The sequence below is a fragment of the Streptosporangium sp. NPDC001681 genome, from assembly GCF_040298085.1.
Taxonomy (GTDB): domain Bacteria; phylum Actinomycetota; class Actinomycetes; order Streptosporangiales; family Streptosporangiaceae; genus Streptosporangium.
The window spans coordinates 1-8,440 of record NZ_JBEOZN010000222.1 but is presented as its reverse complement, the minus strand read 5'-3'; the positions used below and the strand labels follow the sequence as shown (position 1 = coordinate 8,440).

The following is an 8,440-nucleotide window of genomic DNA, read 5'->3' as shown; positions in this document are numbered from 1 at the left end:
GCCAGGGACGCGGGCAGGGACAAGGACGTCAAGGACACCGAGGAGGCCCTGGCCGCCCGCCGTTCCTGGCTGGAGGAGGCCGAGCGCCGCACCGCCGCCGCCGTCCAGCCCGCGGCGAAGGCGTACAGGTCACCGGCCACCGCGTGCGCGACGGGCACGCCCATGCCCGCGTGGATCACGCCGACCACGACCGCGTGGTTGCCCGGCGCGGCCCTCTCCGCCACCAGGGCCGCCAGCCGGGCCGCCTCCGGCGAGGCGAACGCCCACACCGCCGTGTCGAGGACCTGCCGGCCGGTCCTGACCGAGGCGGAGCGCTGCTCACGGTTGAGTTTGATCGCGTGCAGCCGCTGGTCGACCTCGACCAGCCGATCCCAGTCGCCCGCTCCGGCGGCACGGTGCGCCAGCACCAGGGCCGTCGCGTCCCCCGGCCCCACCGAGTTGTACAGCAGGTCGGTCAGCAGGCCACGCAGGTCCGCCGATCCGGTCGCCCCGAGCTGGACGTACCCCTCCAGCCCGTGCGAGAGCGTGTACAGCCCGCTCGGGAAGCCGGAGTCGGTGAGCTGCAACTGGGCGAGCAGCGGGCCCAGCTCGGTCAGGCTCATCAAATGAAGTAGAGCCGGTTCAGCGGCAGCTTGGCGGCCGGTTCGATGCTGACCGGCTTGCCGTTCACCGAGACCTTGTAGGTCTCCGGATCGACCATGATGTCGGCCAGCGTCGAGTTGCGCAGCATGTGGCGCTTGTCGACGGTCCGGCACTGGCGTACGCCCCGGATGGTCCGGCCCAGGCCGAGCCGCTCGGGCACGCCCGCGTCGATCCCGGCCTGCGACATGAAGGTGACGCAGGTCTCCTTCAGCGCGGCGCCGAAGGCTCCGAACGTCGGCCGGTAGTAGACCGGCTGCGGCGTCGGCAAGGACGCGTTCGGGTCGCCCATCTGGGCCCAGCTGATCATGCCGCCCTTGACGATCAGGTAGGGCTTGGCCGCGAAGGAGTGCACCTGCCAGAGCACGATGTCGGCCAGCTTCCCGTCCTCCAGCGAGCCGATCGTGTCGGCCATCCCGCAGGTGCGGGCCGGGTTGATGGTCAGCTTGGCCAGGTAGCGCAGCACCCGGAAGTTGTCGTTGCGCGCGGAGTCCTCCGGCAGCGCCCCCCGCTTGTCCTTGCAGTGGTGGGCGATCTGGAACGTGCGGGTGAACGACTCGCCCACCCGGCCCATCGCCTGCGAGTCCGACCCGATCATGCTGATGATGCCCAGGTCGTGCAGGACGGTCTCGGCGGAGATGGTCTCGGCGCGCACCCGGCTCTCCGCGAACGCCACGTCCTCAGGGACGTCGTAGCTGAGGTGGTGGCAGACCATCGTCATGTCCAGCAACTCGTCCACCGAGTTGGCGGTGTAGGGCAGCGTCGGGTTCGTGGAGGCCGGCAGCACGTTGGGCTCCCCGGTCACCCGCAGGATGTCGGGGGCGTGCCCGCCGCCCGCGCCCTCGGAGTGGTACGTGTGGATCGCGCGGCCGTTGATCGCGCTGATGGTGTCCTCGACGAACCCGGCCTCGTTCAGCGTGTCGGTGTGGATGGTTATCTGGATGTCGTACTCGTCGGCGACGGACAGCGAGCAGTCGATGACGGCGGGCGTGGTTCCCCAGTCCTCGTGCACCTTCAGCCCGCAGGCGCCCGCCCTGATCTGCTCCTCCAGAGAGGCCGGCAGGCTGCTGTTCCCCTTTCCGTACACCCCGATGTTGATCGGAATGGCCTCGTACGCCTGCAGGATGCGGGCGATGTTCCACGGTCCCGGGGTGCAGGTGGTGCCACGGGTGCCGTCGGCGGGACCGGTTCCCCCGCCGACCAGGGTGGTGATCCCGTTGCTCAGCGCGTTCTGCGCCTGCTGCGGGGAGATGAAGTGGACGTGGGTGTCGATCGCGCCGGCGGTGGCGATGAGGTTCTCGCCGGAGATCACCTCGGTGCCCACCCCCAGGATGAGCCTCCGGTCGACCCCGTTCTGGGTGTGCGGGTTGCCCGCCTTGCCGATCCCGACGATCTTGCCGTCCTTGATACCGATGTCGCCCTTGACGATGCCCAGGACCGGGTCGATGATCACCGCGTTGGTGATCACCACGTCCAGGGCGACCGTGGCGTTCCGCGAGGCGGGATCGGCCGACATCCCGTCGCGGGCCGTCTTGCCGCCCCCGTACTGCACCTCGTCCCCGTAGTGCCCCTCGGTGTGGTCCTTCTCCACCTCGACGACGAGGTTGGTGTCCCCGAGGCGGATCCGGTCCCCCACCGTGGGGCCGTACATGGTCGCGTACTGCTTACGACTGATCGTGGTCATCGGGATTCAGCCCTTCTTCGCGGAGCCTGAGGAGCCGTTCTTCTTTGACGAAGCCGCCGCGGACCCGCCCGGCTCGTCGAGATAACCGCGTTCGCGCATTCTTTTCAGCGCCTTGCGATGCGCCTCGGGCGAGCGAACGCTTCCGTTGAGCAGTCCACCGAAGCCGACGATCCGCAGGCCCCCGCCGTACTCGACCAGCTTTACTTCCTTGGTGTCTCCGGGTTCGAACCGGACGGCGGTGCCGGCCGGAATGTCAAGGCGCTTGCCGAACGCCTTGTCGCGGTCGAACCTCAGCGCGCGGTTGGCCTCGAAGAAATGGAAGTGCGAGCCCACCTGAACGGCCCGGTCACCGGTGTTGTGCACGGTCAGCTTCACCCTGGGCTGACCGGCGTTCAGCTCGATCTGTCCCTCGCCGTAGATGTAGACGTCGTCATCCGACATGGGATGTCGCCCCCCTCAGGTTCGCCACCGCCCGGAAGCCGTGGTGATGGTCGTGGTCATCGTCGTGGTCGTGGCGATGTCCGGCCGCCGCGGACGACGGTCCGCCGAGCCGCAGGAGCGCGCGTTCCCCGGGCATCACTTCCCGCCGACGGGATCGTGACAGGAGACCAGCTTGGTGCCGTCGTCGAAGACGGCCTCGACCTGTATCAGCTTCAGCATCCCGCGTACGCCCGGCAGCACGTCGTTGGGCCCGACCACCTGCTTGCCCAGTTCCATGCACTCGGCGACCGTCTTGCCGTCCCGTGCCGCCTCCACGATCGCCGAGCTGATCAGCGCCACCGTCTCGCCGTAGTTCAGCTTCAGCCCGCGCCTGCGGCGCTGCTCGGCCATCTGGGCGACGAGGAAAATGAGCAGCTTGTCCATCTCGCGTGGTGTGAGATTCATCGGGGTCCTTTCTCCGCACGGCTATCCGGCGCGCTGGATTTTCGTGAACATCGGGATGGCCGCCAGGAACACCCAGGTCACCAGGACGAACGGCCAGGTGAGGGTGTGGCCGCCGGTAACGGCGAACAGGTTGCCGATACCGGCGGTCAGCGCCGCCGCGGACACCACGCCGATCACCGCGTAGACCGCGCTCACCCGGTTCACCAGCATGAACGTGCCCCACAGCGCGAGCCCGGCCAGCACGGCGTTGTAGCCGTACAGGCCGGCCCCGAGATCGGCGGCCTGCGCGCCCAGCGCCCAGCCGGTGAGCAGGCCGACCAGGCTGGACAGGAGCGCCACCAGCCCGGTCACCCAGCCGGCCACGAACAGCCCGATCAGGAAGATCAGGCCGACGTACCACTGGTTCTGGAAGAACACCTGGCCGATGCCGCTGAGCGTGCCCCGCCAGAAGTCGTGCCAGCTCATCGCGGTGCCCGGAGCGGTGGCCGACGGCGGGGCCGAGCGCGCGTGCTCCGCCCAGATCCGGCTGAAGGACGGCCCGCCGATCACCATCACGCTGGTGACCACGCAGAAGGGCGCGGTGAAGGTCGGCAGGTTGTACGGGGTGAGCAGCACGTTCAGCGCCGAGGTGAGCACGCTCCCGGCGATCGCCCCGGCGACGACCAGGAGCACGGTCATCCACCGGGCTTCCAGGTAGAGCACCAGGCTGACACCGATGAGCGTGCCGCAGAACCCCTCCAGCCCCACCGAGACCCGGTCCCAGGTGACGCCGAACAGGTACGCGGTGGCCGTGGCGACGAGCGTGCCCAGCAGGCCGAAGACGCCGAACCGCCAGCCGCCGACGAACAACGCGACGATGAAGATCAGGCCCGTCCACTGGTTGGGCTGGAGATCGACCTGCGCGACCCCCCGGGGGATCGTCAACAGGTACTCCAGCGCGCGGCGCCCCCCGGCAGGATGCTCACCTCCGGGTGAGCCCGACGGCGGAAACGCCGATGTCATAAACGTCGCCCTTCCCGCCACTGACGCGCATCCGTCCCATGGACGGCCATCAAAGGTGAATCCACAATGTGGGCACACAGCACTACTTTCCATGTGCCGAACCGGCAAAAATCAACCAAGGCCAGCATTCGGTCAAATATCAAAGGTGCTGAGGTTGACTCCCGACTTAGACGCCAACCATGTGAGCTAGGGCATCTCTGTCGGCAGGCGCGAAAAGAGCCGAAGGAGCAAAACAAGACGAAGGGGCCCATAATGTCAGTCGGAATGAGCAGCTGGATATCAAGCGGGCTGAACACCGGTGATTCGGCCTGGATGCTGACCAGCACCGCGATGGTGCTGCTGATGACTCCGGGGCTGGCCTTCTTTTATGGCGGCATGGTCCGTTCCAAGAATCTGCTGACAACGCTTTACATGAGTTTCATCTCGATCAGCCTGGTGACCATCATCTGGTTCGCCTACGGATACGGGCTGGCCTTCGGGAGGGACCTCGGTGGCGCCGGGCTCATCGGCTGGAGCGATTTCCGGTTCGCGAACATCACCCCCGAGACGCTGTACCAGCAGATCCCCACGTACGTCTTCGCACTGTTCCAGCTGACCTTCGCCATCATCACGGTCGCGCTGATCAGCGGCTCGATCGCGGGACGGGCCCGGTTCGGCCCCTGGATGCTCTTCGGCGTCCTGTGGATGACCCTGGTCTACGCGCCGGTCGCCCACTGGGTGTTCTCCAACACCGGCTGGCTCAAGCAATGGGGCGTGCTGGACTTCGCCGGCGGGCTGGTCGTCGAGCTGAACTCGGGCATCTCCGGGCTGGCACTCGCGCTGGTGCTCGGGCCGGGTGTCGCCTTCCGGCGCAAGGACGCCCCGCAGCCCGCCAACATCCCCCTGGTCCTGCTCGGCCTGGCCCTGCTCTGGTTCGGCTGGTTCGGTTTCAACGCGGGCTCCGCGCTGACCGACGGCCCGCTGGCCGCCAGGGCGTTTCTCAGCACGATGATCGCGGGCTGCGCGGGGATGCTGACCTGGCGGCTGGTGGAGTGGATCCGCTTCCGGCACCTGACCAGGATGGGCTCGGCCAACGGCGTCCTGGCCGGACTGGTGGCCATCACCCCGTCCTGCGCGTTCGTCAACGTCGAGGGCGCGCTCGTCGTCGGCATCGTCGCCGCCATCGTGTGTACGTACGCGGTCGAGATGAAGCTGGTCCTCGGCTACGACGACACGCTGGACGTGACCGGCTTCCACGGGGCCGGCGGCATCACCGGCATCCTGCTGCTCGGGTTCTTCGCCACCGGCGAGCTCGTCGGAACCCCCGGCCTCTTCTACGGCGGTTCGATCGCGCTGCTGGGCAAGCAGGTGGTCGGTGTCCTGGCCGTCGGTCTGTACAGCTTCATCGTCACGTTCATCATCGGGAAAGTGGTCGACAAGCTGTTCCGGATGCGAGCGACCGAGGAGGAGCAGCGCGTCGGCTCGGACGTGGGCTTTGCCGAGGGGTGAGCCCGGCGGTCACCATGACGAGTCGCCGCCATGACCCCTCACCGCCGATCGGACCGCCCTGTGCACGTCAGCTGGCGCGTCAGGCCCCAGCTGCGCCACGGTGAGGGCGAAAGACATCATCTGACCAGCCTGCAGGGGCTGGCCGCGTTGTCGCTCGACGCTCTCAGCTCGGTCGCCTACGGACCGGAGGCGATCGCGCTCATCCTGGCCGCCGCCGGTGGCGCCGCGATCGGTTACACGCTGCCGATCACCCTGGCCATCGTCGGGCTGCTCACCGTGCTGGTGATCTCCTACTGCCAGGTGATCGCCGCGTATCCGAACGGCGGCGGCTCCTACGCGGTGGCCAAGAACGATCTCGGCGAACGGGTGAGCCTGCTGGCCGCCGCGGCGCTCATCGTCGACTACGTGCTCACCGTGGCGGTCAGCCTCGCGGCCGGTGCCGCCAGCCTCGCCTCGGCCTTCCCCGCCCTGGCCCCGCATCTCCTGGCGATCTGCCTGCTGGGACTGGCCCTGCTGACCGTGGTGAACCTGTACGGCATCGCCGACAGCGCGCGGGTGCTGATGCTGCCCACCGCGCTGTTCGTGGTCAGCATCCTCGGCGTCGTGGTGCTGGGGCTGGCCCGCTCCCATCCGGCGGCCGTGGTGGGGACGCCCATGCACGTCCCGGTGACCGACGCGCTGGGAGTGCTGCTGATCCTCAAGGCGTTCTCCTCCGGGTGCTCCGCGCTGACCGGCGTCGAGGCCATCGCCAACGGCGTGCCCATGTTCCGCGAGCCGCGGGTCGCGCGGGCACAACGGACCGAACTGCTGCTCGGCGCGCTGCTCGGGGTGATGCTGATCGGACTGGCGCTGCTCATCCACCGCGACCGGGTACAGCCCCGGCAGGACGTCACCGTCCTCGCCCAGCTGACCGCCGGCGCCTACGGCACGAGCTGGGCGTACTACGCGACCAACCTCGTGGTCATGCTCGCCCTGGCACTGGCCGCCAACACCAGCTTCGGCGGCCTGCCGGTCCTGCTGAGCCTGCTGGCCCGCGACAACCGCCTGCCCCACCTGTTCGCGCTGCGCACCGAGCGTCCCGTCCACAGGTACGGCGTCGTGGCCGTGGCGGTGGCGGCCGCCGTGATACTGATCGCGGTGGACGCGCGGACCCACAGGCTGATCCCGATGTTCGCCATCGGGGTGTTCATCGGCTTCACGATCAGCCAGGTCGGCCTGGTCAGGCACTGGACGACCCTGCGCCCGCCCCGCCGGCTCGGCAGGACGCTGCTCAACGGCACCGGTGCCCTGCTGACCGCCGTCGCCACCCTGGTGCTGCTCACCACCAAGTTCCTGGAGGGCGCCTGGGTGGTCGTCATCGCCATCCCGCTGCTCATGCTGCTGTTCGCCCGCGTCGAGCGCTACTACACCGCGGTCGAAAAGCAGCTCGGGCTCGGGCGGACACCTGCCAAACCCACCCGGCCCGCGGCGGTCGCCGAGACCGGGAAAGTGATCATCATCCCGGTCTCGGACATCACCACCAAGACGGAACGGGCCGTCAGCGCGGGCCTGGCCCTCGGTGGCGAGGTGGTGGTCGTCGCGGTGCGTTTCACCGAGGAGGGGGTGGACGACCTGCGGACGCGGTGGAACCTGTGGGACCCGGGGGTCCGTCTTGAGATCCTCGGCAGCCCGCAGCACACCGTGGTCCGTCCCGTTCTCGACTACATCCGGCAGGTCGCCGACGATGGAAAATGGGTCGCCGTGCTCATTCCCACCGTCGAACCGCGGCACTTCCGCCACCGGGCCCTGCACAACCAGCGTGACCTTTTCCTGATGGTCACGCTACGGGAGCACACGGATGTGCTCGTCTGCCTACTGCCCTTCCGAATCGGCATATAGACGACACCAGTGATTGAAGTGGCCTTTTATGCTATGCGTTACCTATGGGCTGATTTGAGTATCACGCCATAAGCTGATTTAAGTGTCACACTCGGCAGTTGGGTCGCCCGAATTGACATGATATTTCCGGCGAAAATGCCGGTCCTCCAGAAGCAATACCTAATCCTCCGCAAGCCAGCCGACTTTCTGATGGTCGCTTTGCCCTAAGCAGGAATGGCCGGTGCGAGCATCGCCAGAGAGGCAGAACCGATCATGACATCTGGGGGAAAAATGCTTCGAAAACTAATCCTGGCGCTGGCCCTGGTCACGGCGACCGGATCACCAGCCGCCACGACCACGGCCTGGGCGGACGGGGCGTCCGCCGCTCCGGCCGCACAGGCGGCCATCGCCGCCGCGCCGGCCGCGCAGAAGGCGGGGAAGTGCGACCCGGGATCGCCGTGCGCGGCGGTCAACTGCGGCCCCGGCCGCGTCTGCGTGCCCTCTCCCAAGCAGTGCTTCACCACGCCGTGCCCGCAGTACGACTGCGTGCCCATCTCCGGCACCGTCGGCCAGCCGTACTACCCGGGCTGGCACCCGCCGTATCCGGGCTGGCGGCCCCCATACCCAGGCTGGCGGCCTCCGTACCCGAACTCATACCCGGTCCCGCCGTACCCGGGCTGGCACCCGCCGTATCCGGGCTGGCGGCCCCCGTACCCGGGCTGGCGGCCTCCGTACCCGAACTCATACCCGGTCCCGTGGCGGCCTCCGTACCCACAGCCACGACCTCCGTACCCGCAGCCATGGCCTCCCCGACCCCTCTAACGGACGACGGGCCCCCACCAAGGGGAACGGGCACGCCCACAACCAAAAGTGATTAACGGTATA

8 protein-coding genes are annotated in these 8,440 nt (G+C 68.1%); 2 read left to right on the top strand and 6 right to left on the bottom strand.

Annotation, left to right across the window (positions count from 1 at the left end; translation table 11 throughout):
- The 5 genes from ABT130_RS46005 to ABT130_RS45985 form a co-directional block, all read right to left on the bottom strand.
- Positions 1-602: urease accessory protein UreF (locus ABT130_RS46005; RefSeq protein WP_350966260.1), on the bottom strand; the 602-nt coding region annotated here is incomplete at its 3' end.
- Positions 602-2,323 (bottom strand): urease subunit alpha, encoded by a 1,722-nt coding sequence (gene ureC / locus ABT130_RS46000; RefSeq protein ID WP_350966259.1) that lies wholly within the window; start codon positions 2,321-2,323, stop codon positions 602-604. The genes ABT130_RS46005 and ureC, both read right to left, overlap by 1 nt.
- A gap of 6 nt (positions 2,324-2,329) precedes the next feature.
- On the bottom strand, positions 2,330-2,764 hold the full coding sequence (locus ABT130_RS45995; RefSeq protein ID WP_451935634.1) for an urease subunit beta: 435 nt from the start codon (positions 2,762-2,764) through the stop codon (positions 2,330-2,332).
- Positions 2,765-2,899: 135 nt separating this feature from the next.
- A complete protein-coding gene (locus ABT130_RS45990; protein WP_350923196.1) occupies positions 2,900-3,208 on the bottom strand; it encodes an urease subunit gamma in 309 nt (102 codons plus the stop codon).
- Positions 3,209-3,229: 21 nt separating this feature from the next.
- Positions 3,230-4,132 (bottom strand): urea transporter, encoded by a 903-nt coding sequence (locus tag ABT130_RS45985; protein WP_350966258.1) that lies wholly within the window; start codon positions 4,130-4,132, stop codon positions 3,230-3,232.
- 342 nt (positions 4,133-4,474) lie between these two features.
- On the opposite strand from ABT130_RS45985, the gene ABT130_RS45980 reads away from it, so the two are divergent.
- Together ABT130_RS45980 and ABT130_RS45975 are read left to right on the top strand one after the other, a co-directional pair.
- The gene (locus ABT130_RS45980; RefSeq protein ID WP_350966257.1) at positions 4,475-5,698 is read left to right on the top strand and encodes an ammonium transporter; all 1,224 of its coding nucleotides are present in this window, start codon (positions 4,475-4,477) and stop codon (positions 5,696-5,698) included.
- Positions 5,699-5,758: 60 nt separating this feature from the next.
- The gene (locus tag ABT130_RS45975; RefSeq protein WP_350966256.1) at positions 5,759-7,576 is read left to right on the top strand and encodes an APC family permease; all 1,818 of its coding nucleotides are present in this window, start codon (positions 5,759-5,761) and stop codon (positions 7,574-7,576) included.
- 203 nt (positions 7,577-7,779) lie between these two features.
- On the opposite strand, the gene ABT130_RS45970 is transcribed toward ABT130_RS45975, so the two are convergent.
- Positions 7,780-8,109, bottom strand: a complete 330-nt coding sequence (locus tag ABT130_RS45970; protein WP_350966255.1) for a hypothetical protein — start codon at positions 8,107-8,109, stop codon at positions 7,780-7,782.
- Positions 8,110-8,440 lie beyond the last annotated feature (331 nt).